The sequence below is a fragment of the Kitasatospora sp. NPDC051984 genome, from assembly GCF_044593455.1.
Classification (GTDB): Bacteria; Actinomycetota; Actinomycetes; order Streptomycetales; family Streptomycetaceae; genus Kitasatospora.
On the sequence record NZ_JBIUCB010000002.1, the window covers coordinates 31305 to 57662 of the forward strand.

Sequence of the window (26358 nt, forward strand, 5' to 3'; positions counted from 1 at the left end):
CCCCACATGCGCGGCCTCCGTAAACGGCCCACCCCCCTCAATACGCTGCGCAGGCATCACATCCGATTCGAACCGCCCCACATGCGCGGCCTCCGTAAACGGCCCACCCCCGTCGATGCGCTGCGCAGGCATCACATCCGGCTCGAACCGCCCCACATGCGCGGCCTCCGTAAACGGCCCACCCCCCTCAATACGCTGCGCAGGCATCACATCCGATTCGAACCGCCCCACATGCGCGGCCTCCGTGAACGGCCCACCCCCGTCGATGCGCTGCGCAGGCATCACATCCGATTCGAACCGCCCCACATGCGCCGCCCCCGTAAACGGCCCACCCCCCTCAATACGCTGCGCAGGCATCACATCCGGCTCAACCCAGCCCACCCGCGCGGCTTCGCCGAACGTCGGCGCCTCCACGCCGATCCGCTCACCTTCCGGAATGCGCATGGTGTGCGCGGGTTCGACGCCGGGGTCGATCGCGAACCAGGGCACGTCGTTGCTCATGGGGGGTTCCTTAGTGAGTACGGATCAGCGCGGGGGTAGCGGGGCGGCGGCGGTCAGTCCGCGGGGGCGGCCAGGCGGGTGAGTGCGGCGCGCAGGAACGGGCTGGGAACCTGGTAGCCACCCTCCTCCCGGATCGGAGTCGGCTTGGCGGCTGCCGCAGGAGCCGCCGCGCTCACCGGAGTTGCGCGGGTGGCCGACGTGGCCACCGCCTCCGCGGCCTCGCCGTGTCCGCGCCGTGCGGCGACGCTGCGGGCCCGATCCAGGTACTCGGCGTCCCCGCCCGCCTTCGACTCACCGGACGAGCTGGACGACCCGGACGACCCGGACGCCTTCGACTCCCCGCGCGCCTCGGCCGCGATACTCTCCTGAGCCGGCGTCACCGCCTCCCCCGCGACGGGAGTCGCCGCCTCGCCGTCGGCAGTGACGGTGGCACCCAGCAGCACGCCCGCGAGCTGGTTGAGGACGGCCTGCTCGCTGGCGGGGGCCGCCGCGGCTTCGGCGGCTGCCACGGGCTCGGGCTCGGGCGCCGTGAGGACGCCCTCGGCGCGGGCGTCGTCGAGCCAACGGCGGCGGGCGCGCTGCCAGTTGCGGTCGCGGGGGTCGACCTCGCCGGCCTGGCCGAGGATGCCGCTGTCGTGCAGCAGTGCCTCTTCTTCCTCGCCCTCCGGTCCGAACCGGCTGGGGCCGAGGAAGCGGTTGGCGCCCTTCTTCTCGCCCTTGCCGCCCCGTCCGGCGCCGCCCATGCCGCCGCCGTGGGCGCCGCCCGCACCACCGGCGACGGCACCGGCACCGCGCGCACCGGCGCCGGCGCCGGCACCACGTCCACCGGCCGCACCGCCGCCTCGCATGCCGCCACCGCCGGCACCACCGGCGCCCGCGCCGGCCAGCGCGCCGCCGGCCCGGCCCATGGCGCCCATCGCGTTGCCGAAGGCGCTCGCGCCGCCGGCGCCGCCGAAGCCGCCACCGCCGAGCCCGGCGCCGCCGAGTCCGCCGCCGCCCGCGCCGCCGAACGCGGAGAGTCCGCCGCTGCCGACGCCGCCGAGCCCGGAGTGGCCGATGCCGAGGCCGGGGCCGCCGGAGCCGAGGTCGCCGAGGCCGGCCAGGTTGAGCGAGCCCTTCGGGCTGACCGGGAGGGGCGTGAAGGTCGGCGGGTGTCCGCCGCTGGTCAGGTCCGGCACGTGGCCGGGCGGCGGCGGCGAGAACGGCTTCAGGATGCTGGGCGTCTTGGCGCCGCCGTGGCCGCCCGCACCACCACCGCCGCCACCGGCCCCGCCGCCCGCGCCGCCGCCCTTGCCGCCGGCCCCGTCACCCGCACCGTCACCCGCACCGCCGCCGGCACCGCCGCCGCCGATCCCGTCCGGTCCGGCGCCCGCGCTGTCGATGCCGAGGCCCGAGCCGCCTCCGCCGCCCGCGCCGCCTCCGCCGCCGCCACCGCCGTTGAGGGTGCAGGTCTTGCCGATGCCGTTCATGTCGGCGATCTGGTTGGCGTTGTTGCGCAGGATGCCGTCGACCTGGTTGCTGACGCCGCTGACGTACTGGTGGTACAGGCTGGCGGCCTGCTTGACGCCCTCGGAGTTGGCGATGTCGTCGTGCTTGCCCGCCGGGTTCTGCGCCATGTACGTCTTGGCGTAGTCGAGTTCCCGGATCATCTCGTTCTTGGTGTCGATCACCGCCTGGTGCGCGCCGTGCAGGCCGCTGGCGATGTCGGTTCCGGCCTTGACGGTGGTGGCGACGTGCGAGGCGTCGCCGCCCGCGAACTTCTGCAGGTACGACTGGAAGCTGTCGGCGGCGTCGCCGGACATGCAGGACATGGCGCGCTGGGCGGCGTTGGCGATGCCGCGGATGTGCGTGTCCGCGACCTGGTTCCACTTGTCCCAGGCGGCGGCGAGGTCGCCGATCAGGTCCTCATTGCCGTCGGGGAACGAGATGTCCTTGCCGTTCTCGTTCTTCTGCACGGTCTTGAGCACTTCGGCGAGGTCGGCCGGCAGCTCGATCATGGCGGGAAGCTCTCTCGGATGGTGGGTGCGTCGGCGGCTGACACCGGATCAGCCGCCGTGGTGCGGGTGTGCGGTGTGGGTCAGATCAGGTTGCGGCCGCCGCCGACCGGGCCGTGCGGTTCCGGCGGGGGCTTGGGCTTGTTGTAGTCCAGCGACGGCCCGTCCTGGGTGTGGTAACCCCCGTTGTCCGGCGGCGGCACCGGCGCGGGTGCGGGCGCAGGCGTGGGCGCAGGCATGGGCGTGGGCGTGGGGGACGGCGCCACGGCCGGGGTGAGCGGCGCGAGCGGGGTACCGTCGCCGGCGCTGATCCGGCTGAGCGCGGAGGCGTGCTCCTCGTCGTTGGCCTGGTGCCGGGCGGCCATGGTCTGCAGGTTGGTGCCCATCGCGGTGGCGTTGCTGAGCAGCAGCTTGATGCCCGCCAGCACGTCCTTCTGGTGCTTGTTGAAGCCGCCGACCGAAGATCCGCCGCCGGTCAGCGACTTGCCCAGCAGGTCGGTCCCGTACACGGAGTCCTCGACCATGTTGATGTGGGCTTCCAGCTGGGCGAACGGCCCTTGCATTTCCTCCAGCAGCGCTGCGATCGTCTTGGCTGCCGCCTGGACCTCGTCCAGGTCGATGTTCACGCCGTCACCGGCCATCCGTCCCGCCCTCTCCCGATGTCTGCTCCCCGACGGTGCGGGCCGGTAAAAGGGGCGTTGCATGGAGGCCGGGGGCGACCGGGCGAGCGAGGGGCCGTACGCGGTGCCACGGGCAGTCCCGCGCACCCGCGGCTACCGCACGGAATCATCCTTGCGGTAGCCGTTTGCTTTCGGCTTGCGCTTCACTAACGCGCCGGTTTCCGGCGATTCACCAACGCGCCGGTTTCCGGCTCCCACCAGGGGCTTACGACAGCCCCAGCTGCTCTGCTCGCCGCCGGTGCGCGGTGGCGGCGTTGGCCAGTCCGGCGGCGTCCTCGGCGGCGGCGAGCGCGCCGAGCACCTCGGCGGTGGCCTCGTCGTGGCCGATCTGCTCGGCCTCGGCGAGGGCCGCGTTCAGCCGGCTGCGGGCCGCGGCGTGGCGGCCGAGCGCGGACAGCCCCTCGCCGCAGGCGGTGTGCAGCAGGACCCGGCGCGAGGACGGAATCTGATCCGCCGTCAACTCCAGCCCGAACAGCGCCTGTTCGATCGCGTACGCGGGACGGCCGGTGACCAGCAGGTGGCGGGCCAGGTGCTGGAGGGCGAGGGTGACGGTGTGGGTGTGGCCGATGGCGAGGGCGATCTCCAGGGCCTGGGTGAGGTTGTTGCCGGCCGTGGTGGTGTCGCCGAGTTCGGACTGGACGGCGGCCAGGTTGACCAGTGCGACGGCCCGGCCGACCTGGTTGCCGGCCCGGGCGGCGAGTTCGGCGGCCGGGGTCAGGCAGGTGACGGCCTCGGACAGCCGCCGGTTGGAGACCAGCACCCAGCCGAGCATGGCCCGCACCTGGCTCTCGCCGTCCGCGTCGCCGCACTCCAGGGTGGCGTCCAGGGCGTGTTCCAGCTGGGACACCCAGCCGTCCCGCAGACGGCGCAGGATCAGCGGCCACTGGGTGAGGACGAGTCGCCAGACCCGTTCCGGCGAGGCGGTGGCGATCACCTGGGCGAGTGTTTCGCGGTGCGCGCCGAGCCAGCGGATCGCGTCCTCGCCGCTGTCGAACTCCGCGACGGCGCGCGGCCGGTGGCTGCCCACCGGGGGTTCGCAGCAGGGCTTGCTGCCGGGTTCGGCGGCCTGGGCGGCGGCCAGGCCGGTGTACAGGTACTGGTCGGCGAGCCGTTCCCGGGCGAGGCGCTGTTCGGCGGGGTGGGTGCGGCTGCTCAGCTCGCGGGCGTACAGCCAGACCAGGTCGTGCAGGGTGTAGCGGCCGCCGTCGGTCTCGGTGATCAGGTGGGTGGCGGCCAGCTGGTCGAGGGCCTCGGCGGCGGCCGACGGGTCCAGGTCGCCGAGCGCGGCGGCGGTGTGGGCGTCGATCACCGGGCCGGGGTGGAAGCCCAGAGTGCGGAACAACTGGGCGGTGACGGGCGGGAGTTGCTCGTAGGAGATGCGCAGCGCGCTGGCCACGCTGATCTCCTCGGCGGCGAGGTGGCCGAGCCGGCGCTGTTCGTGGCGGAGTTGTTCGGTGATCGCGGCGAGGCCGCGGCGCGGGTCGGCGGCGATCTTGGCGGCGGCGATCCGCAGGGCCAGCGGCAGGCCGTCGCAGAGCCGGGCGAGTTCGCGGGCGGCCTCGGGTTCGGCGGCGATCCGGGCCGGGCCGAGCACCCGGGCGAGCAGCGCCGTGGACTCCTCGGGGCCGAGCACGGCGAGCGGCAGCGGGCGGGCGAGTTCGGCGGCGACCAGGCCGAGCATCCGGTGGCGGCTGGTGACGACGGCGACGGAGTCGGCGCCGGCCGGCAGCAGCGGCCGGACCTGGGCGGTGTCGCGGGCGTTGTCGACCATCACCAGCAGTCGGCGGCCGGTGGTGATCCGCCGGTACAGGGCGGCGCGGGCGGTGGTGCCGGCCGGCAGGTCCTCGCGGGCGACGCCGAGCGCGGCGAGGAATTCGGCGATCACCTCGTCGAGGTCGCGGCCGGGGCGGTCGCTGAAGCCGCCGAGGTCGGCGAAGAGCAGGCCGTCGGGGAAGCGTCCGGCGTTGCGGTGCGCCCAGTGCAGGGCGAGGGCGGTCTTGCCGACCCCGGCCGGTCCGGTGATCAGCGCGATCGCGCCGTCCGGTCCGCTGCGCACCGCGTCGGCGAGGGTGGCGAGTTCGGCGTCGCGGCCGTGGAAGCCGCGCGGGGCGCGCGGCAGCAGGTCGATGGCGGGGAGGTTCTCGATCGCGGGCGGTCCGGCGGGCGAGGGCACCTTCCATTCGACTTCCGCCATTACCACGGGAGTTGACGGAACAATCGGGGCCGGAGCCGGGGGCTCGGTGGGTTCGCCGCGCAGGATCCGCTCGTACGCGGCGTTCAGCGCCCGCCCGGGGTCGACGCCGAGCCGGTCGGCGAGCGATTCGCGGGTGCGGTGGTACCAGTCGAGCGCGTCGCACTGCCGTCCGGCCTTGAACAGCGCCAGCATCAGCGCGGAGACCAGCGATTCGCGCAGCGGGTGGGCGACCGTTTCGGCGCGCAGCAGTTCGGCGGCCCGGGCGGGGTCGCCGAGCCGCTGGTAGTGGTCGGCGAGGGATTCGACGGCGGCGAGCCGGTTCTCCTCCAGGGTCTGCCGCCAGGCCTCCAGCGGGGGGCTGGCGACGGTGCCGGTGAGGGCGGGTCCGCGCCACAGGGCGAGCGCGTGCTCCAGCGCGTCGACCACGTCCACCGAGCGTGCCTCGACCCGGGCGGCGGCCACCAGGGTGTCGAACTGCTCGACGTCCAGGCGTCCTTCGGGCAGGTGCAGGGTGTAGGCGTCGCCGGCGGTGGCGAGTTGGACGCCCTGGCCGGTGGCGCCCTGCTCGGTGAGCAGGGCGCGCAGCCGGGATATGTGGCTCTGCACCACGGTGCGGGCGTTGGCGGGGGGTTCGGCGATCCACAGCGCCTCGGTGAGCTGGGCGACCGAGACCGCCCGGTTGCGGCGCAGCAGCAGCAGGGCGAGCACGCTGCGCCGCTTCTCCGGTCCGAGTCGCAGTTCGCCGCCTTCGGCGTCATCCGCCGAAACGGCCCCGAGCAGCCGGAACTTCACCGCAGTAACCCCCAACTCCCCCCGAGTCGTGTCCGGTGAGGGAGGCTACCGGGTCGTTATCCGGTACACCCAATCAGGGCCGTCCGGACGGACCGTCAGAGGGTCATCGCACCGGCCGGGGTGACGATCCGCAGGCCCGCCTCGTCGAGTTCGATGGCCAGCGGAGTGCCGTCCAGCGCGGCTTCGTTGAGCAGGGTGGCGCTGCTCAGGTGCCACAGCCGCAGGGTGCCGGCGGCGTCTCCGGCGGCGAGCAGCGCCTCGCCGTCGAGCTCGCGGCCGACCACGGCGCGGACGGCCGCGCCGCCGCCGGTCAGCAGGGCGATGCGCTGGCCGCTCTGGACGTCCCAGACCAGCACGTTGCCGTCGGAGGTGCCGGCGATCAGCGTGGGGCGGTCGCCGATCTCGGTGAAGGACAGCACCTCGGCGGGCCGGGTGAGGCCTTCGCAGACCGGTCCGGCGGCGCCGCTGCCGGCGTGCCACATCCGGACCTTGAGGTCCTCGCCGGCGGTGGCGAGGATCGGCTGCCCGCCTGCGACGACGGCGGCCAGCGCGGTGATCGGTCCGTGGCCGGTGGCGAAGCGCCGGCTGTCGTCGCCGGTGGCGGCGGCGCGGACGGCGATCACGCCGTCGCGGCCGGCCGAGGCCAGCAGCGGCTGGTCGCCGGTGGTGAAGGCGAGTCCGGTGACGGCGCCGGCGTGCGGGACGGGCAGCGGGTTGGCGGTGCCGTCGGCGAGGCGGTGGCTGCGGACGGCGCCGGCGGTGGTGCCGCAGACCAGCAGCGGGCCGTCGGGGCCGTCGGCGGTCAGGTCGAGGGTGTGCACGGGGCCGCCGTCGGCCGCCAGGTCGAGGAGCTGGCTGCCCGTCGGGGCGTCCCAGACGAGGAGCGTGCCGTCGCCGAAGCCTGCGGCGAGGACGGGGCGGCCGCCCAGGGCGCCGGTGGCGAGCGCGGTGAGCGGGCTGCCGGGGCGCCCGGCGGGGGCGACGGTGCGGGCGGCGCCGGTGGCGGCGTCCCAGGCGGTGATCCGGCCGGTCTCGTCGCCGGTGAACAGGACGCCGTCGGTGGCGGCCAGCGCGGTGAGCCAGCTGCCGGCGGGCCAGCCGTGCAGCGGGCGGCCGTCGTACACGTCCCAGGTGCGCACGGTGCCGTCGAGGGCGCAGGAGGCGAGTACGGGGCGCTCGTCGAGGGTGGTGAAGGCGAGGCCTGTGACGGTGCCGGTGTGGCCGGCGAGTTCGGCGACCAGCTGGCCGGTGGCGAGGTCCCAGACCCGGACGGTGCGGTCGTGGCCGCCGGTGGCGAGCACGGCCTGGTCGTCGACGGTGAGGACGGCCATCGAGCGGACCTCGCCGCGGTGGCCGACGAGCAGGTGCAGCTGCTCGCCGGTGCCGGCGTCCCAGACCCGCACGGTGCCGTCGGCGGCGGCCGCGGCCAGCAGGTCGATGCCGGCGCAGTGCGCGGCGCGCAGCACGGTGGCGCCGTGGCCGCCGGTGGGCAGGTTGCCGAGGACGCGGCCGTCGTCGGCGCGCACGGCGCGCAGGTCGCCGCCCTGGCCGGCCGAGAACGCCACCGGGATGTCCCGGCAGATCAGCGCGGCCACGGCCTGGGCGCCTTCGCCGCCGGTGGAGCCGTGCACGACCTGGCCGGTGGTGGCGTCCCACACCTGCACCGAGCCGTCGCCGCCGCCGACGGCGAACAGCGAGCGGCCGCCGGCCTCGCCGAGGGCGACGGCGGACGGGGCGAGGCCGGCGTCGGAGTCGGAGCCGCCGAGCGAGGCGGCGTCGTCGAGGGCGGTCAGGCCGAACGAGCCGTCCTCCTCGACCAGGGCGTACGCGGCCCGGCCGCCGACGGTGCCGACGGCGGCGGCGCTGCGGGCGCCGTGCGCGGCCGGGTGGCCGAGGGCGACCGCGCCGGGCAGCGCGGCGGGTTCGCCGGGCTCGCCGAACGCCTGGGCCAGCAGGGTCGCGAACGGGGCGACGGCGGCGGGCACCGGCGCGTCGGTGCCGTCGACCCACTGCCGGTCCTGGCGGCCGTTCAGTCCGGCCACGGTGAGCCGGCGGCCGGCCGTCGGGGCGGCGGCGCCGGGCACCGGCGCGGGGGCCTCGCCGAGCGCGGACAGCACCCGGACGATCAGTGCGGCGTCCACCCGTCCGGTGCGCTCCTGCCCGTCCCGGGTGGCACGGAACCCGTCGGCGGTGATCAGCAGCTCGCCGAGCGCGCTGTCCTCCAGCCGGAGGCTGCTTTCTGACATGTCGTCACTCCTGGTTCAGGTGCGGGGAGTTTCCTGGTGGTGTCCCCGAGGGTCAGCAGAGGTCTTCCGGTACGAGGGTCGCGTACACGGCGTCGTGCAGTCGCTGGGTGCGTGAGCTGCGGAACAGCGCGGGGCGGTAGCCGGCCCGGCGGAAGCCGATCGCGGCGCCCGTCACCTGGCTGGGCATGTTGTCGGCGGCGGCGAACGCGTCGATCCGGCGCAGGCCTAGCCGTTCGAACCCGAACCGGCACACCAGCCGCATCGCGCTCTTCGCGGTGCGCAGCCGGCGGTGTTCGGGCAGCAGCCAGACGGTCATCTCGGCGCTGTCCTGATCCGCGTCGAGGTTCACCAACTCGGCCCAGCCGACGGCTCCTCCGGCTTCCTCGACGGTGAAGTAGGCGGCCCGTCCGGTCTCCCAGAGCATCGGCGGGATCTCGGTCAGCCAGCGCTCGGCGGCGGCCAGGTCCCGGTGCGGGATCACCGCCTGGAGGAATTCGCGCACCAGCGGGTCGTGGGTGCCGCGGTGCACCAGTGCGGCGTCCGCGGGCAGCGGCCTGCGCAGCACCACGTCGCCGTCCGTCAGCGGATCGTCCCGCACCTCGGCGAGCGCTCTCATGGCCACCCCCGTCGCCTCACCGGGCCGCCCGGCAGCTGCCCCGGCGTACCCTCCCCCGCCTATCGACCACGCGTCAAGTCAACCATATTCCACGGTTGTTCCTGCACGTCAGCGGGACGTTAGTGGGACGTGAGCACGCCCCGGCAGACTCATTTGCGGGGTTCGTCACTCCAGTCCCGCCGCCCACCCGGCCCACCTCTCTCCCGGGCCGGGCGCCCCCGCTACGGGCGGCGGGACGCCCCCCTTCTACCGGCGCACCGCGCTCGCGCCCGCGGGCAGTGGGGCGGCGCGCAACTCCCGCACCACCGCCCGCACGGCGGCCGTCCGGGCCAGCTCGGGGGTGGTGACGTAGCCGACCTCCCGGGACGGACGCTCCGCGCCGAGATCGGTGACGGCAAGCCCGTCGGGCAGCCGGTCCAGGGTGAGCATCGGCATGATCGCCATCCCGAGGCCCTGCGCGGCGAGCGACAGCACCACGGTGTCGTCGGAGACGTTGATGGTCGCGGACGGGATCCAGTCCTGCCGGCGCCACCAATCGGCCGTGTACGAGCCGCAGTTCTCGTCCCAGTCGACCAGCGGCAGACTGCGCGGATCCGGATGCCCCTGCTGGTGGGCGAGCGCGTAGCCCTCCCGGTACAGCGGCACCGCGACCAGCCCCCGCGGAATCGCCGCACCCATCGTGGCCAGCGCCAGATCGGCCCGGCCGTCGGCGACCTCACCCGCGGTGCCCCGCCCCAAGTCCCGCACCACCCGCACCTCGGGCTCCAACTCCGGGCAACTGACCGCCAGCCGGGCCAGCACCGCCGGCAGCACCCGCCCCGCCGCACTCCGGAACGCGACGATCCGCACCGGCCCGCGCGGCCCGCCGGGCTCCCCCTGCCGCGCCTCCCCGGGCAGCGCCGCCAACAGCCGCAGAATCCGCCGGGCGTGCCCCACCACCCGCTCCCCCGCCGCCGTCGGCACCGCCCCGCGCCGCCCCCGCTCGAACAGCACCGCCCCCAGCTTCCGCTCGCACCCCCGCACCGCGTGCGACACCGCCGACTGCGTCAGCCCCAGCCGCTCCCCCGCCGCCGTGAACCCACCGCTCTCGGCCACCGCCACCAACACCCGCAGCTCCTGCGGAAGAAGATCCTCTGCCACCTGCGCAGCGTACGGCGTCAGGGCCGTCGCCGACCCACCGCACCGACGCCGTACGCGGCACCCGCCGCGAGGAGCAGCACGGCGGCCGGTATCGCCAGGTTCAGCAACTGCCGGATCCCCGCCGGGTCACTGAACACGTTGACCGCAAAGCCGAGATCGTGCATCACGCCGAGGGCGTCGCGGGTGGCGAAGACGTAGGCCACGCCGCAGAATCCGACCGCGAACGCGAACAGCCCGGCACTGCGCTCGGCCACCGCCAGCGCGAGCAGCACGGGGGCGATCACCAGCAGCGACGTGGCCCCGTTGAACACCATCAGCACCGGTGTCTCCGCCCAGGCCGACGGCGAGCGGAAACCGTGCCAGTCCGCCCAGGTCAGGCCCGTCGTGGCCGCCGCCAGCAGCACCGCGACCAGCACACCCACGACGGCCCGCCGTCCCTCGCCCGCCCGCCGGTACCACCATCCGAGCGCGCAGCTGCCGATCACCAACGCGGCCAGCCAGTACAGCCGGACCCCTCCGGGATGCGCCAGGTCGTAGCTGCCCAGAACCCCCTCCGGCGACGAAACCGCTGCGACACACCCGAACCCCCCTTCCACCTCAGGCAGCTCCGGCCCGCAGAACCGACCCGGCGTCCGATAGAGCGGCAGGGACAGTGCGAGCAGCACCCCGCACACCATCAACGCGAACCAGTACCGCCGTGCCGCAGCCATCCCCGCCACCCCTCCCAGACCCCCACTCGGACAGGCCTTGGACGCACTCGGGCGGGACCCGGTTCCGCGGCGTCCCCCGGCCGCCGGACCGGGGGACGTCTCACGCCTCAACCGGCCAGCGGCGCCCGGGCGACCAGAAGCCGCTCCTTGTTGTCCGTCGACTCACCGATCGGCGAGATCAGCGTCAGCACCACCTCGTAGTCGCCCGGGTGCGCCCAGATCTGCGGCCAGGTCACGGACGGGCACAGTGCGTTCTGCTCGTGCAGCTTCAGGGCGAACGGCTCTCCCGCCCGGACCAGCCACATCTGGCCCCCGAGGGTCCCCTCCGTCTTCGGATCGCCCCGCCCGGTCAGCGTGAACCCGCCGCCGACGACGGCGCCGTTCTTGAGGTACAGCACCTCCAGGGCAGGGCCCGGATTCCCGCCCATGCCCACCATCCGTTCCGAGTTGAGCACGGCGTCAACGGCAGGCCCTGTCTCGTTGCTCACCCGCTGAACGGAACTCACCGACATCTCGAAGCCGTTGATCTTGGATCCCCCGCCCTCGGACTTCAGCGGTCGGCCGCACGTCTGGCCCCACGCGGTGCCGGTCGGCGACGCGGACGCCGCCCCTGCTCCGCCCGCTCCGGGCGAGGCCACCGTCGGCCCCACCGGCCCCATCGTGGTGAAGACGGCGCCCGCCACCGCCAGGACGGCCCCGGCCGTCAGCGCCGAGCGGGTCCGGCGGCGTCGGCGGACCGCCCGCGTGAGCCGTTCGGTGTCCACCTGCAGCGGTCCGGCCAGGTCGGCCGCCTCGGGCAGGCCCCTTCGAAGGTCTTCCGGGTTCATGAGCTCACACCTTCCCCAAGTTCTCGACAAGCGTCCGTAAGTGCCACACCCAGCCGCTCCAGCGCGTCGCTGAGGTGTCGTTTGACCGTTCCTTCGCGGCGCCCGAGCCGCTCCGCGACCGCCGCCACCGGCAGGTCCTCGTAGTACCGGAGCACCACGCAGGCCCGCTGGGTCGGCGACAACGTGCCGAGCGCGACCATCAGTTGGAGCCGGTCCGCGAGCTGTTCGCTGCCGTCCGGGCCGACCGGATCCTCGGCCAGCTGCGGCACCAGCGCGCGGTAGCGCGCTCTGCGCCGGTACAGGTCCAGGTAGCGGTTGAGCATGGTGCGGCGGACGTACCCCTCGATCTCCCCGAGCCGCCAGGCGCGTCGCGGGCGGGCGAACACCCGCACCAGCGCCTCCTGGACCAGGTCCGCCGCCTCTGCCCGGTCTCCCGTCAACAGGAAGCCGTAGCGCTGCAGTTCGGCGCCCCGGGTCGCCACCAACTCGGTGAGTTGATCCGCCCATTCGGCCACGTTCCCCCCTCTCCTCGCCTCTCACCCGTCACCACGAACAGCGGGCGGGTTTCGTTGGGGGGCATCCAGGCATGAACGCCGCTCATGGATCACGGGCTGCCATCAACGCCGGGCTCTGCCACGGCCGCACCGCCCGCCCTAGCGTTTCTCCTCGTCAACCCCGTTCATCTTTTGGAGCGTTCACCATGTCCAGCACCGCCACCCGCCACGCCCGGGCCGTCCACCTGCTCGCCCGTCCGACCGGGCTGCCCACCGCCGACCAGTTCGCCTTCGTGGACGACGAGCTGCCGCCGCTCGCCGAGGGCAGCGCGCTGGTCGAGAACGCCTACCTGTCCGTGGACCCGTACATGCTCGGCATGATGGAGGAGGCCGACGGCGGCAACGAACTGAACGCCCCGATGGAGGGCCGGACGGTGGGCCGCGTGGTGGAGTCCCGCAGCGCCGCGCTCCCCGTCGGCACGGCGGTGCTCCACCGCCACGGCTGGCGCACCCACGCCGTGGTGACCCGCGAGGAGGTGCGCGTCCTGCCCGATCTGCCGGGCGTCCCGCTCAGCGCGTTCCTGAGCGTCCTCGGCGGCACCGGCCTGTCCGCGTACGTCGGCCTCACCCGGATCGCCCACCTGGCCAACGGCGAGGACGTGTTCATCTCCGCGGCGGCCGGCGGCGTCGGCACCGCCGCCGGTCAGCTGGCCCGGCTGCTCGGCGCCCGCCGGGTGATCGGCTCGGCCGGCTCCCCCGCGAAGGTCGCCTTCCTCACCGAACAGCTCGGCTTCGACGCCGCGTTCGACTACCACGACGGCCCGGTCGCCGACCTGCTGACCGCCGCCGCCCCCGACGGCATCGACGTCTACCTCGACAACGTCGGCGGCGACCACCTGTCCGCCGCGATCAACTCGATGCGCGACTTCGGCCGGATCGCCTGGTGCGGCGCGATCGGCCAGTACCTCACCGAACCGCCCGCCGCCCCGCACAACCTGTTCGAACTGGTCGGCCGCAGCATCCGCCTCGAAGGCTTCCTGGTCCGCAACCACATGGACGCCCAGGAGGAGCTGTACGGCCTGCTCGGCCCGCACCTGGCCTCCGGCCGGGTGATCGCGCCGGAGACCGTGCTGGACGGCTTCGACCGCACCGTGGACGCCTTCCTCGGGGTGCTCACCGGCGCGAACACCGGAAAGATGCTGGTCCGGCTGTGACTCCTACTCCGCTGCCGCCAGCCGCAGTTGCTCGTCCTCCACGATCCTCACCGCCAGCGCGCGGTCCGAGACGTCCACCGCCTCGGGGGCCGACTCGGCGAGATCGCTGCGCCGCGCGTAGCTGTCGAACAACTCGGCCTTGCCGCGCAGCCGCTCGACCAGACCGCGGTCCAGGCTGTCGGTGGCGAGCAGCCGGTGCACCCGGACCCGGCGGATCTGACCCATCCGCTGGGCCCGGGCCACCGCCTGGTCCTCCAGCGTCGGCTTGAGCTGCGGTTCGCACAGCACCACCACGTTCGCCGCCTGCAGGTTCAGACCCAGCCCGCCCGCCTGGATCTGGCACAGCAGCACCGCATGGCCGTCCACGGCGGTGAACTCGTCCACCAACTCCTGCCGCGCCTCGGCGGCCATCGCCCCGGAGATCGTGCCGGCGACCACGTCCCCCAGCGCCTCCCCGACCGTGCCCAGCACCTCCCGGAAGTACGAGAACACCACCACCTTGTGCCCGCTCTCGGCCGCCTCCGCCACCAACTCGCGCAACCGCCGCAACTTCGCCGAATGCGCGGGCTCCGCGTACGCGGCCCGCCGCATCGCCATGAAGTTGCCCTCCGCGACGGCCGCGGCGTACGCGGCCCGGTCCGGCCCGGACAGCTCGTCCCACTCGTCCACCCGCACCACGTCCGGCAGTTCGGTCAGCACGTCCTGCTGATTGCGCCGCAGGTACGCGGGCGCGACGGCCCGCCGGAACGCGACCGACCCCGCCACGCCCAGCCCCGTGGGCAGCTCCGCCAGCAACTCCGGCTGAAGATGACCGATCAGGGTGCGGAACTCCTCCACCCGGTTCTCCATCGGCGTGCCCGTCAGGAACAGCACACGCTCCGTCCGCCCCGCCCACTCCGCCACCAGCCGGGTGCGCAGCGCGGCCGGGTTCTTCACGAAGTGCGCCTCGTCCACCACCAGCGCGGCCACCGGATCCTCGGGCAGCGTCCGCAGCGACTCGTACGTGGCCACCAGCACACCCCCCTCCGCCAGCCACTTTCCTCTGGCGTCCTCCCGCTCCGGACCGTGATACCGATAGGCACCCAACCTCGTCCGACTCGCCGTCTCCCGCTGCCAGTTGACCAGCACGGACGCCGGACACACCACCAGGAAGTGCCGCTCCCCCGCCGCCGCCAGATGCGCCAGCACGGCGAGCGCCTGCACGGTCTTCCCCAGACCCATCTCGTCGCCGATCATCACCCGCTTCCGGGCCAGCGCGAACCGCGCCCCGAACGCCTGGTAGCCACGCAACGAGACCGTGCAACCGGCATCGTCCAGCCGCTCCGCCCGCACCAACTCGGCCAGCGCGTCCGGCAGATGACCCTCGGAAGCGCCCCTCTCGACGCCGCCGACCCTGCCCTCCTCCACCAACAGCGCCAGCTCGGCGTAGAACTCCGCGGCCCGGTGCTCGAACTCGACCCAGACCTCCACCTCCCCCGCCCCCGGCCGCAACAGATCGGCCCCCGCCTGCGCGAACCGCAGCGGCACCCCGTCGGCCTCCGCCGCCCCGACCTTCTCCTCCAACAACTCGACCGCCCGCCGCGCCTCCTCCCGCCGCCCGGCCCCGGCCACCAGCCCCCTCACCCACCCGCACGCCGGCCCGGCCGCCCCCAACGGCGCCGCCAGCACCGCCTCCAACTCCCTCGCCTCGTCCGCGGCCCGCCGCGCCCCCGGCCCGGCCACCACCAGCCGGTGCAACGCGATCAGCAACTCCGTGCTGTCCCCGTCCGGCCGCGCCGGATCGATCCGCACCGCCGTGCTCTGCTCCACCGCCTCGGCAATCTGCCGCGCCGCCCCCACCAACTGACTTGCCGTAGACCCCCCGATCCCGGGAATCCGCACCAACTCCTGCGCACTCGCCCCACACACCTGCGCGACCGTCCGGTACCCCGCCCCCGCCAGCACCCCGGTCTGCAACCGCCCCTCCGTCACCTCCTTCAACCGCTCAACCGGTATCCCCTCCAACTCCCCCCGCACCAGCCCCCAAAAAATCCGCCCATGCGCCTCCACCACAGCCCCCACCGCAGCCCCCCACGCCGCCACCACCCCCGCGGCAGCCCCCCGCAACCCCTCGGCCCGCCCCACAACCTCCCTGCTCCGCCGCCCACTTCCCACGAACCCCACGCCTCCTCATGCCCAACCCACCAACCGGGGCAATTCTGGCATCCCGAACCGTCACCCCCAGCTGGCCGGAAACCGTGCGCGGACGTCAGCCACCGAAGACAGTGTCAGGCGGCGTGAAGCCTCTGCCATCCCGCCCCCGACGTGCCGCCTCGGCCTCCCGTGCCAGGACGGCTTCCATTGCAGGGGCCAGAATCGGACGCAGTTCGGCGATCAGTTCAGGTGGTGGTGGCGGCGCGGCCGCCACGCGGCGGTGGATGGCCGCAACTGTTTCCGCGCCGAGGATCTTGAGGCGCTCTTCCCTCATCATTCGGGCTCCCGACTGCGAGTAACTTCCTGACGGACGAGCCTTCCGAGTCAAGCGGTTCAAGAGGCCTCATGTCGGCAAATGACCGAGACTTTTTCGCGTGAAGCCGCATGCCGCCAACTCCTGTTCACAGATGCCTCTGCACCGCTTCACTGAGCCGGTAGGAGGGCCCTCCCTGCTCTGTCAGCCGCCCCTGTGGAGCATCGCGATCAGGTCGCCAGCCATGGCGCGTGTCCCCAACTACCCTGCCAGGCCAAGGTCTTCGGGCCCGCGATCGAGCAGAGCCTGCCGGGCGCACTGCTGCTCGTCCGGGTCCAGCACCTGATGCTCGCCCGGGCCGGCGCGGACGGCGGCAACCGCCGCGTCTCCGACCAGATCCGTCACGTCCGGATCAACGAGCTAGGAACCTGTCCGTTTCGGGCCAATAGATCGACCGCTCACGTCAAATGCCCCGCGAGGCGCTGAGCGAGTTCCTCAGGTGTGATGGTTTCGATGCCCAGAGCCCTGGCCTTGTCGATCTTGCTGCCGGCGTTCTCTCCAGCGACGACGAGATGGGTGCGGGCCGAGACGCTTGAGGACGCGCGCCCCCCTGCCCTGGTGATCAATTCGGTCATCTCAGTGCGGGACCGGTCCGAGAGAGGCCCGGTCATCGCGCCGGTTACCACCACGGTCTTCCCGGCCAGCGGCAGCTCGCTCCCGTTCCGCTGGGAGGTCGACTCGGCTTTGGCATCTGCGGTAGCGGGCGGGACGAAACCAGGCTGGTCCATGTTCACGCCTGCAGCGACGAGCTTGTCGATGAGCGTTGAGAGGTCAGCCAGTTCCGCCACGATCACTGTGGCCTTCTCGCCGCCGATGCCGTCGACTTGCTCCAGGGCGACGGAATCGGCGTCTCGGATGGCCTGCATGGAGCCGAAGTGCGCGGCGATGCGCAGCGACATGGAGCGGCCGGTGCCCAGGACGCCGAGGGCGCAAAAGACCCGATTGAGGGGCTTGGTCTTTGCGGCCTCGATGGCGGCCATGAGGTTGTCGGCGCGCTTGTCTCCCATGCGGTCCAGGGTGAGCAACTGGTCGCGGGTGAGGGTGAACAGGTCGGCGAAGTCCTCGATCGATCCCTGGACGACGAGTTGAACGATGATCTTCTCACCGATGCCGTCGATGTCGAGAGCGTCACGGGCGACGGCATACCGGATCGCCTCTGTCCGGCCGCAGGCGCGTCCCCGCTCACAGCGCCAGCGCTCCTGGCTGCGGTCGATGCTGGAGCCACAGCGCGGGCAGAGTTCGGGGAAGGCGATGGACTGCTCGCTGCCGGTACGGAGGCCGGCGACCGCGCCTTCGACGCGGGGGATGACTTCGCCGGCTCGGTAGACGACGACGTGGTCTCCGAGCATCAGGCCGCGGCGGGCGATGTCGGCCGGGTTGTGCAGGGTCGCGTAGGTGATGGTGGTGCCGGCAACGTCCAGGGGGTCGAGGACGGCGCGCGGGGCGATCACGCCGGTGCGGCCCACGCTCCACTCCACGGCGCGCAGCACAGTGATCTTCTGGGCAGCCGGAAACTTGAAGGCGGTGGCCCAGTACGGGGTACGGGAGCCCATCCCGGCCCGGAACTGGTCGGCGGGGCTGTCGGCCTTGATCACGGCCCCCTCGAGTTCGAAGTCGAGCCCTTCCCGCAGGGCGGCAATCTCCCGTACCCGGTCCATGACCTGGTCCAGGGTCGTGCAGGCCATGGTGGCGACCGGGGTGTCGGCCGTGGTCCCCAGCCCAAGGGCGGCCAGGCGAGCGACGAGCTGGGTGTGGGTGAGCCCGGCGAGGGTGGGATCGCCGGTGTGCTCGGGGTCGGTCAGCGCGGCGTAGGCCAGGAAGGTCTGCCCAATCCGGTAGGCCCGGTCCTTGGCGCGCAGCGAGCCGGAGGAGGCGTTGCGACGGTTGGCGAAAGCCGTGGCGCCGTGCACGGTCCGTAGCGCGTTCGCAGCGGCGAACTGGGCCTCTGTCATGAGGACTTCGCCCCGCACCTCGATCGTGACGGGTTCGGTCAGGGTCATTGGCAGACCGGCGATGTCCCCAATGGCGTGGGACACGTCCTCCCCGGTCGTCCCGTCGCCCCGGGTGACCAGTTGAACCAACTGGCCGTCGCGGTAACGGGCGGCCAAGGCCACACCGTCGAGCTTGGGCTCCACCGCCCAACCTGCCACCGCCGCCCCGCCCAGCCGCCGCTCCAGCGAGACGGCCCATGCCGTCAGCTCCTCGTCCGAGAAGACGTTACCCAGGCTGAGCATCGGGACGTTGTGCTCGACATCTCCAGTGGTCACCCCTGCCGCGACCTGCCGGGACGGGGAGTCGGCAGCGATCTGCCCAGGGTGTGCGTCCTCCCAGGCGGTGATGCCGCGCAGCAGCCGGTCGTATGTCTCGTCGTCCAAGCCCGACTCGCCGGAGCCGTAGTAGGCATTGGCGGCCTTTCGCGCCTGTGCGACGGCTTCAAGGTAGGCAGCCTCGTCGGCAAAGTCGACAGCGGGTGCCGCTGCGGAAGGCTTCGTCATGCTGCCCATTCTGGGGACCGGCACCGACAGTACGGCGGTAGCGCTGGGGCGATTCACTGTTGGCGCCTTGCGGGTGCGACCGGGCAGGGTTCCGTCCGCTCGCTCGGCAGGCCGGAGCCTCCGGATGGCGCCGGTTCATCGGTCCGGGGGCGTGCCGGGGAGAGCCCGAGCGTTCGGTAAAAGGTGTCGTTCTCGAAGCGTCGGCGCGGGTCGAACCTGCGGACGGCGCGGCAGAACTCGGGGAAGCCGTCGGCGTTGGAGGCGGGCAGCAATTCCGGGGTGAAGTACTTGCCCCAGTGCGGCCTTCCGCCCAGCCCGTAGAGCAGGCGCTGGATGTCGTCGAACAGCGGGCGCGCGGCAGCGATCAACCCCTCGGCGGTCATGTAGGACACGAAGCCGAAGTACGTGGCCTGGGCTGCCCGCGCGGGACTCAGGTGGCCGCGGGCAGGGCCGGTAGTGCGCAGGATGACGGGGTAGTGCAGCTTGTACGGGGAGACGTGCAGGAGTTCCTTGAGGCCGGCGTACGCCTTGGGCACGGCGTCCAGCGGGACGGCGATCTCCATGTTCAGCTGCGGGGCCGGGATGCCGTTCTTGAAGATCTCGTGGAACGTCCCCTTGGAGTCGGTCGCGCCGAGGAACTTCTCCAGCGTCTGTGCGGCCGGTGTCGGGCCCTGGCCGTCGCCGATGTCGGCCATCAACTGACGGCGGGTGCGTGCCACGATGCGGTCCAGGTCGGCTGGATCTTGGGCAGCGGAGTCCGTGGGCGTCCAGCTGTCGTCGTGGGTGAGCCAGGTATGCACGACTTGGTGCTCGGTGAACCACCAGCTCTTGGCAGCTACGGATTCGCGGTTCCAGGCGGCGTAGCGCTCGGGCAGGCTGTCCTCGGCGGCGGTGAAACGGGTGCAGAGCCACTTGTTTGCCGGTCGGCCGCGCAGTTCCAGGCCGACGACCACGCCGAGGCACCCGAGGTTGAGGATGGCAGCGTCGAAGTCGGCGTCACTGGGGGTGAGCTGGTGCAGGGTGCCCGTGCCGTCCATGAGCTCGATGGCTGCCACGCAGTCGGAGAAGGTACCGCCGGACAGACCCTGCGCGTGGGTGCCGGTGGCGAGGGCGCCAGCGACCGTCTGCCTCGTGATCACGGGCGGGCAGGCAGCCGGTTCCAGTCCGTGGCTGTCGAACGCCCGCCACACGTCTTCGAGCAGCGTGTCTCCGGTGACGTAGAGGTGCTCGCCCCGCAGCCGACCGGCCCCGCGACCGGGGAGGTCCAGGAGGATGCCGTGAGTCCCGTCCGGGCACCGCAGCTGGGCCGGGTAGGTGAACCTGGACCCGAGGACGCGCACTGTTCCTTCCTCGCGCGTCAGCATCGACTCCAGCTGTTCCAGGGACGTGATGCGCGTCCAGCCGTCGCGGGCGGCGATGGTGACGTTGCCGCCCCAGTTGGTGAGAGTCATAGGAGAAGTCCTCAGTGGTCTCGGTCGGCACCGAGGGGCGGACAGCGTCCGCCGTGTCCCGGTGCCGGGATGCCTCTGCTCGAACTCGCCGTCGTACCCCCGCGGCCGTGGCCGCAGGCGGGAGGCGGCGAAGGTGGTGCGGCGCGGGCCCGCGCGGGGCCCGCGCCGCTTCCCGGTCGCGCCCGCTTCTCAGGCGGGGCCGAACATGTGCTGCGTGGGCGGGTGCGGGTGGGGGCAGGAGGTGAAGGCGGGGCCGAAGCAGCAGGTGTGGGCCTTCGTCCACGTCTCCAGGTCGGTCGTGGGCCGCCCCAGGAGCTGCTCGGCGCTCCCGGTCGCCGGGGCGTCCCCGTCGGAACTGATCCGCTCCCACAGGCCGAGGACCTGCACTGCGGCCTCGCGGCGCATCCCGTACTTGGCCAGGCTGGCCACGAAGTGCTCATCCGTCTGACTCGCGAACGTGATCGGCCGCCCGCAGACCTCGCTGAGGGCCGACGCCCACTGGGCGCAGGTCGCCTGCACGTGGTGGCTCATCAGGGCACCGCTCAGGTTGACCGAGTCGGGAGAGAGGATCTTGCGGCAGAACAGCTCGGCGGCGTCGTCGCAGCTGATGTAGGAGAACGGGCGGTCGACGTCGACGGGGAAGGTGAACGACCCTGCCTCGGCGATCGACTGGCACTGGTAAAGGATGTTCTCCAGGAACATGGGCAGTTGGACGACGTCGAACGCGATCCCGGACTTCTCCAGGAGTGCTTCCAGCGCTGCCGCTTCGTCGGCCATCGTGCACTGCCCTGGGGTGAACTGGACGCCCAGACAGACGATCTCCTTCACGTCGGCCTTCTGCGCAGCCCGCAGGTACATCCCGCCGATGTCGACGCGCCGGTCGATCGGAGGCACCATCAGCAAGGTGTCCGTCCCGGCCAACGCCTCGACCAGCGAGGCGGGTTGTGCCGGTTCCCAGTCCCGGAGCTGCACGTCGATGTCGCTCACGGCGCGTCCGGCGATCCGGGCTTCCGGAATGGCCAGGCGTAGCATCAGCTGCGGTGCGTCGGCGGCAAGTCGGCGCAGCGTGTAGTGGCCGACCTTGAAGAAGTTCCGGGTTGCCCCGAGCACGGTGACGACCTGCGGCGACTTGGTCATCGCGCGCTCCAGCTCTCGGTGCTCGTCGGGTCCTTGTACAGGTCCACTGGGTTGACCGTGTTCGAGTGGTAGCCCAGCAACCGCCGGCTCTCGGCGGAGAGGTGGCCGGCTGCGGTGGCGGGGTCGCAGGGGTGGTCGTACGGGCGCAGCCACGCCTGCCCGAAGCGGATGATGGCGCTGCGTCGCTCCTGGGTCCGGTTGGGCAGTACCGCATGCCACATGGTGTTGCCGAAGACGACCGCGTCGCCGGGTGCCGCGTGGATGCTCAGGGCGCCCTCGGGAAGCGCGCCCCGGGCGAGGGCGTTGTTCGCCGTCTTCCAGTAGGCGTCGTCCTTGTGGTCGGCCGGCCACCGGTGGGAGCCGGGAATGAGCACGAGGTTGCCGCTGTCCTTGGGGCGCGTGTCGGTGAAGAACACCTGGGCCTTGAGGTGCAGCGGTCCGTTGAGCTCGTCGTACGGACGCTCCAGGTAGGACCCGGAGTCGCGGTGCCACGGCTCGTGGGCCTCCTGGTAGATCCCCCGCCGCAGCACCTCGGTGCCCAGGACCTGGAGCGACCCGTTGAGGATCCGATGGGGGACGGACATCAGGGCTCCGCACTCGAAGAGCAGGTGGTACTCGGCGATAGTGTTCGCGGCGTCGCGTACGTGGATCAGGGCCGGGTTCGTGTTGAAGGAGCTGTGCGTCAGGTCGGGGCCGCGATCGTCGGTGAGCCTGCGGACGGCCGTGTCCAGCATGCTGACGACGCGGTCGGGGACGACCCGCTTGAGGAGCACGAAGCCCTGTGCGGTGAACTGGGCGACGGCGTCGTCCGGTGAACTCGTCACGGTTAGCTGCTTTCTGTTTCGGCCTTGGGCGGCAGCGGGTTGTTGAGGGCCGTACGCAGGCGCTGTGCGACCTCGTGCTTGCGAGCCGGATCGGCCAGCCGAGGGAAGACGATGATCGAATCGCCGTCGTAGCGCGGCACGACGTGGACGTGGAAGTGGAAGACGGTCTGGTGAGCGGCCCGGCCGGTGGCGTGGACCAGGTTGATACCAGAGGCGCCGCAGGAGTCCCGCAGGGCGTTCGCCACCTGCTTCGCGGTCGCCATGACGTGCTGAAACAACTTTTCGGGGATGTCGAACAGGTCCTGGAAGTGCTGCTTTGGAACGACGAGGACGTGCCCGTAGGTCGCTGGGAGGTGGTCCAGGAAGCACAAGGTGTCCGGCGTCTCGGCTATGACGTGGGCCTCCGCCTCGCCGCGGCCGATGCCGCAGAAGACGCAGGAGGACTCCGCGTTGCCGACCAGATCTTGTGCCGCGTATCGGGACAACCACCGGGGATCGAAGCTCAAGGACACGATGTAAGTAGCCTTTCTCTGGGGGCGCTGCCTGCGAGCCGGAGTGCCAGGCGGGCATGGCGACATGGCCCGTGGGCGATCGGTGCTCGGGGCGGTGCCCGGATGGTGGGCTGGTCGGCGGCTGATCCTCTGTGGGGGGAACATGTCGAAGAAGTGCCGTCGATCGGCCCGGCTGCGGTGTTCGCCGGGTTACCCCAGCTCAGGTGGAGAAGCGGAAGACGAGGGGGCGGGGCCGCGCGGCCTGGATCCGCTGGCGAAGTTGCTCCGGTTGCGCGGCACTCGGCTGGGCAGCCAGAGTCAGTGTGGCCACGACCCGCTTGCCGTGGTCGGTTGCTTGCGAGGTCCAGCAGCCGGCCGTGAGGTGATCGACGATGAACAGGCCGCGTCCGTGCTCGGCTTCGTCGGCCACGGTCCGGAGTTCGGGGTGGTTGCTGCTTCCGTCGAGCACGTCGAGGGTCAGGGCGTGCTCGCTGCGGCTGGCGTACAGGCCGAGCGTGACGGGCTGGCCACCACCGTAGGTGAACGCGTTGGTGAGCAGTTCACTGACCAGCAGGACCACGTCATCGGCCCGGTCGCCCAGTTCGAAGCCCCATAGGCGCAAGGTGGCGATCACGAGCCTACGAGCGAAGCCCACCGCACCGTCGAACGGTGTGAGCGGCCAAACCGCTCGCAGGACGTCGTCGTTGGTCATGACTCCTCCAGCTGTTGGTCCTCGGCGGTGCCGGTGGGCTGCTCGGGGTCGTCGGCATCGGGCCATGCCTGCCAGTCGCTGTGCTCGTGCCGGGCTCTGACCTCTCGTACACGGTCGCGGCGGCTGCGCTTGGGCATGGGCGGGAAGATCGGGACGGGGCCACGGCCTCGGCTGCGCGGACGGAGCAGAAGGATGCGGATGCCGGCCTCGGTGAGCCCCGTGCTGCGGGCGGTGGCGAGGGTTCGCGGGCCGAGGTGCGAGGCGGCGGGCAGGACCACTCCGTACGTGTCGGGGAGGGCCAGGACATCGAGCAGACCGCTGAAGGCGGCGGAGCGCTCGCCCTGGGCCGGTGCCGTACGCTCGACGAACACGGCGCCGAGCAGCAGCTCGTGCTGGCCGCAGTACTCGGCGAGCGCCGCCGTGAGCGCGCCGTCGCGTCCGGCGGGTGCCTTGACCAGGTGCAGGAACCCGTAGACGACGGGGCTGTTGAGGGAGCGGTGCTCGGTCAGCGGTTCCATGGGCAGACCGTCCTTCACCGTGGGAAACGGGTTGTTAGGGATGCCTTGAGCGTGCCGCCGAACTGGTCCTCGCGGGAATGACCACCTGTTGCACTTTCGCTGCACTTCTGGCCCACCGGCTGCGTCTGCGGTGCTTCGATGTGTGCGAAGGGAGGCAACGACATGGCGACGGTGCACCGTTGGACTGGGCTTGAGGCCGCTGCTCTGCGCGCCGCCTTACGGATGAGCGTTCGGGGCTTCGCCGAGCACCTGGGCGTCGCTCCTCGCACGGTCGCCAAGTGGGAGAAGCACCGCGCCAAGACCGAGCCCTACCCCGACAACCAGGCCATCCTCGACACGGTGCTCACTCGGGCCGAGCCAGCTGTCCACATGCGCTTCGAGGTGCTTCTCTCCGAGGCCGGCCAGGCCACGGGCCATCCGCCTCGGATCACGGCAGCCGGTCCGCGCCTGTGGGAGTACGAGACCTGGGCCGAAGACCTGGAACGCTCCGTCGTGGCGCTCAACCGGCAGAACTTCGGCTTCGCCCACAGCCTGCTCTCCCGTTGGAGCACCCGCTGGCCGGTCGATGAACTGGACGACCGCGGGCTGTACCTGCTCGGCCGCAGCACCGTCCTGGAGGCCGACCTTTACCGCGACCAAGGCGTGCTCATCGGCCCGATGTCCGCGCAGCACGCCTACGCCAAGGCCCGTCAGATCTTCACCCAGCTCGACATTCCGCGCCGAATCGCACAGATCGAACTGTCGCAGGCGGTCGTGGCCGAGATGTCCGGCAAGCTGGACGCCGCAGCCCGCCGCTACGAGGCCCTCGCCCTCGACGAGCGACTCTCGCGCCGCGACCGCGCCCGCGCCCGGCTCTGGGTCGGGACCGCGCTCAGCAAGGACGGCAACCAGGACTTCGCGGCCCGGGTCATGCTCGCCGCAAGTCGCGACTTCGAGGATCTCAGCGAGCCCGAGGACTGGTCCGTCGCCCAACAGAAGCTGGCCCTGGCGTACCGCGGCTCCGGCGACCTGACCCGCGCCCTGCAGTTCATCGACACCGCCCGCGCCACCGGTACGACCGACACCCCGATGCAGCGCGTGCGCCTGGACACCGCGCACGGGCACATCCTGCTCTCCGATCCGGCGACCGTAGATGATGGTCTCCATGTCCTCGACCAAGCGGCGGCAGTGGCGGCTCAGTTCAGCCTCAGCCACCAACTCCGCGCTATCGAAGGCATTAAGACCCTCATTCCGTGGGCTGCCCAGCCCCCGGCCACGGTGACCAGGGAGAGCGCGTGACGTACGACGACAAGCCCGGCCTGACCGACCACCAGCGCGAGGCTGCCCAGCTGATCTGGGACTATCACCAGATGCACCACCAGCTCCGCCCCTGCGACGCGGCCATCGCCCTGGGCAGCCACGACCTGGGCGTGCCCGCCTACAGCGCCGAGTTGTTCCGCGCCGGCCTCTTCCCGATTCTGGTCTTCTCCGGCGGTCCGAACCCCACCGCCCCCGAACGCTTCCCGCGCGGCGAGGCAGTCCACTTCCGCGAGCACGCCGTCGACCTCGGCGTATCGGCCGACGCGATCCTCATCGAGCCGAACGCCACCAACACCGGCCAGAACATCACCCTCTCCCGCCAGGTCATGGCCGAGGCCGGCATCCGCCCGAGCACGCTGATGCTGATCGCCATGCCGTACATGGAACGACGCGCGTACGCCACCACCCGCAAGGTCTGGCCCGAGATCGAGATCGTGTGCGCCTCCCAGCCGATCGACTTCGACGACTACCTCAAGGGCATGGGCGACGAACGCAAGGTCGCCGAGATGCTCGTCGGGGACCTGCAGCGGGTGATCGAGTATCCGAAGCTCGGCTTCGCCGTCGAGCAGGAAGTCCCGGGGGACGTGCATGACGCCTACCAAGCTCTTGTCCGAGACGGCTTCACCAGCCGCCTCCTCAACTGACCCTCCCCCTCGGCCGGGCGGGGTCTGCGCGATCCACCAGCCCAACTTCCTGCCCCGGCTCAGCACCCTGGCCAAGATCTTCGCGGCGAACTACTGGATCGTCCTCGACGACGTCCAGTTCGCCCGCCGCGACTACCAGCACCGCGCCCGCATCGCCCCACTCGACCGCCCCGGCCAGCAGCACTGGCTGAGCCTGGCCACCCATCTCCCCAACGGCCGCGCCACCTTGATCCGCGACGCCCAACTGATCAACCAGCAGCGCAGCCGTGACCAGACCGCACAGGCGATCCGCCACTGCTACCGGCGCAGCCGTCACTGGCGGCACGTCAATGATGTCCTGGAGCGCGTACTTACGGCGTTCGCCAGCTCAGACCGCACCTCGTTCGTGGCGGAGAACTCCACCAGGGTCCTCCTCGACCTACTGGGCTGGCACGGCCGGATCATCCGCAGCAGTCAGCTCCCAGCCCGCCGCGGGCGTTCGCAGCGGCTCGCCAATCTCGCAACAGTCACGGGCGCGACCACGTACCTCTGCGGCCCAGGCGGACTCCGGTACCTCGATCACGGCCCGTTCAACGCTGCCGGCGTGCTGGTCGAACCGTTCCTCACACCTTCCGGGGGTCCTTGGAGCGGCAGCCGCCGAATGTCAGCACTGCACACGCTCGCTGCGCTAGGAACGGTTGGCTTCGCGGAAGCGCTCGCCGAGGCTGCCCGGCGACCGGCAGATCAGGAGCGACGAGGTGGAATTGTTCCCGCCTCTCGCCCCTGACATGCCGGAGCCCGGAGGGCAACATCACCTCGCCCGGTCTCATTCGCAAGACGCTCGGCAGCCGGGATGGTCCCCGGCCGCCGGGGACGGCCTGCCCGCTGTCGTCG

At 72.1% G+C, this 26358-nt stretch carries 24 protein-coding genes; 4 read left to right on the forward strand and 20 right to left on the reverse strand.

Translation table 11 applies throughout. The annotated features are described in order from the left end of the window. The 10 genes from ACIHEI_RS04125 to ACIHEI_RS04170 all read right to left on the reverse strand — a co-directional run. On the reverse strand, nucleotides 1-501 hold a 501-nt coding region (locus ACIHEI_RS04125), incomplete at its 3' end, for a hypothetical protein (RefSeq protein ID WP_396605505.1). A gap of 53 nt (nucleotides 502-554) precedes the next feature. Further along, the gene (locus ACIHEI_RS04130) at nucleotides 555-2498 is read right to left on the reverse strand and encodes a hypothetical protein (RefSeq protein ID WP_396605506.1); all 1944 of its coding nucleotides are present in this window, start codon (nucleotides 2496-2498) and stop codon (nucleotides 555-557) included. A gap of 80 nt (nucleotides 2499-2578) precedes the next feature. Next, complete coding sequence (locus ACIHEI_RS04135; protein ID WP_396605507.1) at nucleotides 2579-3136, reverse strand: WXG100 family type VII secretion target; 558 nt, start codon at nucleotides 3134-3136, stop codon at nucleotides 2579-2581. Between the two features lie 244 nt (nucleotides 3137-3380). Further along, on the reverse strand, nucleotides 3381-6161 hold the full coding sequence (locus ACIHEI_RS04140; protein ID WP_396605508.1) for an AfsR/SARP family transcriptional regulator: 2781 nt from the start codon (nucleotides 6159-6161) through the stop codon (nucleotides 3381-3383). Between the two features lie 95 nt (nucleotides 6162-6256). After that, complete coding sequence (locus tag ACIHEI_RS04145; RefSeq protein ID WP_396605509.1) at nucleotides 6257-8407, reverse strand: PQQ-binding-like beta-propeller repeat protein; 2151 nt, start codon at nucleotides 8405-8407, stop codon at nucleotides 6257-6259. 52 nt (nucleotides 8408-8459) lie between these two features. After that, entirely contained in the window at nucleotides 8460-9023 is a 564-nt protein-coding gene (locus tag ACIHEI_RS04150; RefSeq protein WP_387859276.1) for a GNAT family N-acetyltransferase, read from the reverse strand. A 246-nt stretch (nucleotides 9024-9269) separates the two neighbouring features. Beyond that, nucleotides 9270-10163 carry a LysR family transcriptional regulator gene (locus ACIHEI_RS04155; RefSeq protein ID WP_396605510.1) on the reverse strand — a complete coding sequence of 298 codons (894 nt, stop codon included), beginning with the start codon at nucleotides 10161-10163 and terminating at the stop codon, nucleotides 9270-9272. Between the two features lie 17 nt (nucleotides 10164-10180). Continuing rightward, a complete protein-coding gene (locus tag ACIHEI_RS04160; protein ID WP_396605511.1) occupies nucleotides 10181-10828 on the reverse strand; it encodes a hypothetical protein in 648 nt (215 codons plus the stop codon). A gap of 152 nt (nucleotides 10829-10980) precedes the next feature. Further along, entirely contained in the window at nucleotides 10981-11700 is a 720-nt protein-coding gene (locus tag ACIHEI_RS04165) for a hypothetical protein (RefSeq protein WP_396605512.1), read from the reverse strand. Continuing rightward, nucleotides 11697-12215 (reverse strand): sigma-70 family RNA polymerase sigma factor, encoded by a 519-nt coding sequence (locus ACIHEI_RS04170; protein WP_396605513.1) that lies wholly within the window; start codon nucleotides 12213-12215, stop codon nucleotides 11697-11699. Before ACIHEI_RS04170 ends, ACIHEI_RS04165 begins: the two co-directional genes overlap by 4 nt. Nucleotides 12216-12400: 185 nt before the next feature. Here ACIHEI_RS04170 and ACIHEI_RS04175 point away from each other — a divergent pair, with 185 nt between their 5' ends. Then, on the forward strand, nucleotides 12401-13408 hold the full coding sequence (locus ACIHEI_RS04175; RefSeq protein WP_396605514.1) for an NADP-dependent oxidoreductase: 1008 nt from the start codon (nucleotides 12401-12403) through the stop codon (nucleotides 13406-13408). Between the two features lie 3 nt (nucleotides 13409-13411). Here ACIHEI_RS04175 and ACIHEI_RS04180 read toward each other — a convergent pair whose 3' ends face one another. The 10 genes from ACIHEI_RS04180 to ACIHEI_RS04225 form a co-directional block, all read right to left on the reverse strand. Further along, on the reverse strand, nucleotides 13412-15562 hold the full coding sequence (locus ACIHEI_RS04180) for a DEAD/DEAH box helicase (protein WP_396605865.1): 2151 nt from the start codon (nucleotides 15560-15562) through the stop codon (nucleotides 13412-13414). A gap of 94 nt (nucleotides 15563-15656) precedes the next feature. After that, the gene (locus ACIHEI_RS04185; protein ID WP_387635611.1) at nucleotides 15657-15878 is read right to left on the reverse strand and encodes a hypothetical protein; all 222 of its coding nucleotides are present in this window, start codon (nucleotides 15876-15878) and stop codon (nucleotides 15657-15659) included. A gap of 237 nt (nucleotides 15879-16115) precedes the next feature. After that, nucleotides 16116-16259, reverse strand: coding sequence for a hypothetical protein (locus ACIHEI_RS04190; RefSeq protein ID WP_392945114.1), 144 nt, complete (start codon nucleotides 16257-16259; stop codon nucleotides 16116-16118). 53 nt (nucleotides 16260-16312) lie between these two features. Continuing rightward, nucleotides 16313-18409, reverse strand: coding sequence for an NAD-dependent DNA ligase LigA (gene ligA, locus ACIHEI_RS04195; RefSeq protein ID WP_396605515.1), 2097 nt, complete (start codon nucleotides 18407-18409; stop codon nucleotides 16313-16315). 53 nt (nucleotides 18410-18462) lie between these two features. After that, the gene (locus ACIHEI_RS04200) at nucleotides 18463-19860 is read right to left on the reverse strand and encodes a D-arabinono-1,4-lactone oxidase (RefSeq protein ID WP_396605516.1); all 1398 of its coding nucleotides are present in this window, start codon (nucleotides 19858-19860) and stop codon (nucleotides 18463-18465) included. A 189-nt stretch (nucleotides 19861-20049) separates the two neighbouring features. Continuing rightward, nucleotides 20050-20997 carry a hypothetical protein gene (locus ACIHEI_RS04205; RefSeq protein ID WP_396605517.1) on the reverse strand — a complete coding sequence of 316 codons (948 nt, stop codon included), beginning with the start codon at nucleotides 20995-20997 and terminating at the stop codon, nucleotides 20050-20052. After that, a complete protein-coding gene (locus tag ACIHEI_RS04210; protein WP_396605518.1) occupies nucleotides 20994-21821 on the reverse strand; it encodes a phytanoyl-CoA dioxygenase family protein in 828 nt (275 codons plus the stop codon). Before ACIHEI_RS04210 ends, ACIHEI_RS04205 begins: the two co-directional genes overlap by 4 nt. A gap of 2 nt (nucleotides 21822-21823) precedes the next feature. Continuing rightward, the gene (locus ACIHEI_RS04215) at nucleotides 21824-22306 is read right to left on the reverse strand and encodes an HIT family protein (RefSeq protein WP_387635624.1); all 483 of its coding nucleotides are present in this window, start codon (nucleotides 22304-22306) and stop codon (nucleotides 21824-21826) included. A 226-nt stretch (nucleotides 22307-22532) separates the two neighbouring features. Next, nucleotides 22533-23024 carry an ATP-binding protein gene (locus tag ACIHEI_RS04220; RefSeq protein ID WP_396605519.1) on the reverse strand — a complete coding sequence of 164 codons (492 nt, stop codon included), beginning with the start codon at nucleotides 23022-23024 and terminating at the stop codon, nucleotides 22533-22535. Continuing rightward, nucleotides 23021-23542 (reverse strand): hypothetical protein, encoded by a 522-nt coding sequence (locus ACIHEI_RS04225; protein ID WP_396605520.1) that lies wholly within the window; start codon nucleotides 23540-23542, stop codon nucleotides 23021-23023. The genes ACIHEI_RS04220 and ACIHEI_RS04225 overlap by 4 nt, the downstream gene beginning before the upstream one ends. Before the next feature lie 162 nt (nucleotides 23543-23704). Between ACIHEI_RS04225 and ACIHEI_RS04230 the strand changes: the two genes are divergently transcribed. Genes ACIHEI_RS04230 through ACIHEI_RS04240 form a run of 3 tightly spaced genes read left to right on the forward strand, consistent with a single transcriptional unit; the run spans nucleotide 23705 to nucleotide 26251 of the window. Then, nucleotides 23705-24820 carry a hypothetical protein gene (locus ACIHEI_RS04230; protein ID WP_396605521.1) on the forward strand — a complete coding sequence of 372 codons (1116 nt, stop codon included), beginning with the start codon at nucleotides 23705-23707 and terminating at the stop codon, nucleotides 24818-24820. Further along, a complete protein-coding gene (locus tag ACIHEI_RS04235) occupies nucleotides 24817-25485 on the forward strand; it encodes a YdcF family protein (protein ID WP_396605522.1) in 669 nt (222 codons plus the stop codon). The genes ACIHEI_RS04230 and ACIHEI_RS04235 overlap by 4 nt, the downstream gene beginning before the upstream one ends. After that, nucleotides 25430-26251, forward strand: coding sequence for a WbqC family protein (locus ACIHEI_RS04240; RefSeq protein WP_396605523.1), 822 nt, complete (start codon nucleotides 25430-25432; stop codon nucleotides 26249-26251). The genes ACIHEI_RS04235 and ACIHEI_RS04240 overlap by 56 nt, the downstream gene beginning before the upstream one ends. The last annotated feature ends 107 nt before the right edge of the window (nucleotides 26252-26358 follow it).

What these genes read in the sequence shown, in the direction of transcription:
- ACIHEI_RS04130 (WP_396605506.1), bottom strand. Translation starts at nt 2,498, where the DNA reads ATGATCGAGCTGCCGGCCGACCTCGCCGAAGTGCTCAAGACCGTGCAG.
- ACIHEI_RS04135 (WP_396605507.1), bottom strand. Translation starts at nt 3,136, where the DNA reads ATGGCCGGTGACGGCGTGAACATCGACCTGGACGAGGTCCAGGCGGCA.
- ACIHEI_RS04145 (WP_396605509.1), bottom strand. Translation starts at nt 8,407, where the DNA reads ATGTCAGAAAGCAGCCTCCGGCTGGAGGACAGCGCGCTCGGCGAGCTG.
- ACIHEI_RS04150 (WP_387859276.1), bottom strand. Translation starts at nt 9,023, where the DNA reads ATGAGAGCGCTCGCCGAGGTGCGGGACGATCCGCTGACGGACGGCGAC.
- ACIHEI_RS04165 (WP_396605512.1), bottom strand. Translation starts at nt 11,700, where the DNA reads ATGAACCCGGAAGACCTTCGAAGGGGCCTGCCCGAGGCGGCCGACCTG.
- ACIHEI_RS04175 (WP_396605514.1), top strand. Translation starts at nt 12,401, where the DNA reads ATGTCCAGCACCGCCACCCGCCACGCCCGGGCCGTCCACCTGCTCGCC.
- ACIHEI_RS04185 (WP_387635611.1), bottom strand. Translation starts at nt 15,878, where the DNA reads ATGATGAGGGAAGAGCGCCTCAAGATCCTCGGCGCGGAAACAGTTGCG.
- ligA (WP_396605515.1), bottom strand. Translation starts at nt 18,409, where the DNA reads ATGACGAAGCCTTCCGCAGCGGCACCCGCTGTCGACTTTGCCGACGAG.
- ACIHEI_RS04200 (WP_396605516.1), bottom strand. Translation starts at nt 19,860, where the DNA reads ATGACTCTCACCAACTGGGGCGGCAACGTCACCATCGCCGCCCGCGAC.
- ACIHEI_RS04205 (WP_396605517.1), bottom strand. Translation starts at nt 20,997, where the DNA reads ATGACCAAGTCGCCGCAGGTCGTCACCGTGCTCGGGGCAACCCGGAAC.
- ACIHEI_RS04220 (WP_396605519.1), bottom strand. Translation starts at nt 23,024, where the DNA reads ATGACCAACGACGACGTCCTGCGAGCGGTTTGGCCGCTCACACCGTTC.
- ACIHEI_RS04225 (WP_396605520.1), bottom strand. Translation starts at nt 23,542, where the DNA reads ATGGAACCGCTGACCGAGCACCGCTCCCTCAACAGCCCCGTCGTCTAC.
- ACIHEI_RS04230 (WP_396605521.1), top strand. Translation starts at nt 23,705, where the DNA reads ATGGCGACGGTGCACCGTTGGACTGGGCTTGAGGCCGCTGCTCTGCGC.
- ACIHEI_RS04240 (WP_396605523.1), top strand. Translation starts at nt 25,430, where the DNA reads ATGACGCCTACCAAGCTCTTGTCCGAGACGGCTTCACCAGCCGCCTCC.